The 629-nt window shown below is 78.2% G+C and carries 1 protein-coding gene; it reads left to right on the plus strand.

Features of this window, described 5'->3' with window-relative positions:
* Window positions 1–629 (plus strand): hypothetical protein (locus BI06_RS50725; RefSeq protein ID WP_199523291.1); only part of this gene is annotated, 629 nt, incomplete at both ends.

Here is a 629-nt window from a genome sequence, read left to right on the forward strand (position 1 = left end):
CGGCTGGCCGTCACCGCCGCCGCGCCCGCCGGCCGGGCCACCGCCGGGTTCACGGCGCTGGTCGCCGACCCGACCCTGCCGCCGGAGACCCGGATCACCGAAGCCGCAAGCCCGCAGCGGGAGTTCACGGTCACCGCGGGCAGCCCCACCGGGGCGCCGTCGACCGCCCCCGCGTCCGGCGTGCCCTACCTCGGCCTGGACGCGGTGCCCGGCTCCTTCACCGCGGGCGGCGAGCCGAAGCCGTTCCGGCTGACGCTCACCAACCGCAGCGGCAAGGACGTCGCCTTTCTGCCCGAACTGACCTTCCGGGGCAGGACCCTGCCCGCCGCCGAGGCGGTCCGGCTGGAGTTCCGGGCGCCCGACGGCGAGTGGCTGCCGGCCGTGGACAGCGGCCAGGGCGGATCCGGGCGCTTGGCGCTGACGCTGCGCACGGGCGACCGGGAAGCCTCGCTGGTGCGGCTGCGCGACGGCGAGTCCCGGACGCTGAACGTGCGGCTGGCGTTCGCCCAGGACGCCCCGGCCGGGGTGCTGTCGCTGCTGCCGACCGGGAACAGCCTCCCGGCGGCCGGGACCGGTACCGGGGTGCCCGCCACCGGCTCGGCGGTCGACATCACCGTGGCCGCCCCCGC

The sequence above is a fragment of the Kitasatospora sp. MBT66 genome (assembly GCF_000710405.2).
Lineage (GTDB): Bacteria > Actinomycetota > Actinomycetes > Streptomycetales > Streptomycetaceae > Kitasatospora > Kitasatospora purpeofusca.